This window comes from Virgibacillus sp. 7505 (genome assembly GCF_002272135.1).
Taxonomy (GTDB): domain Bacteria; phylum Bacillota; class Bacilli; order Bacillales; family Amphibacillaceae; genus Terribacillus.
The window spans coordinates 1-252 of sequence record NZ_NPBF01000230.1; the positions used below are offsets into that span (position 1 = coordinate 1).

At 45.6% G+C, this 252-nt stretch carries 1 protein-coding gene; it reads right to left on the bottom strand.

Features of this window, described 5'->3' with window-relative positions; translation table 11 throughout:
- Positions 1-252: substrate-binding domain-containing protein (locus CHH91_RS18740; protein WP_176465869.1), on the bottom strand; the 252-nt coding region annotated here is incomplete at both ends.

Here is a 252-nt window from a genome sequence, read left to right on the forward strand (position 1 = left end):
CAAAAGCTCGGCGGCCCGGTAGCCTAGTTCATGAATATGGATGTCCAGTGTGGTCAGTGGCGGTGTCGCCAGCTCTGCCATTAGTACGTTGTTAAAGCTCACAATAGACACCTCATTAGGCACGGAAATATTCATGTTAAATAACATACGCAGTACACCCAATGCCATTAAGTCATCCATTACAATCATGGCTGTAGGAGGATGTTTTCGTGACATCAGTTCAATAACTGCTTGTTCGCCGCCCTCAAAAAT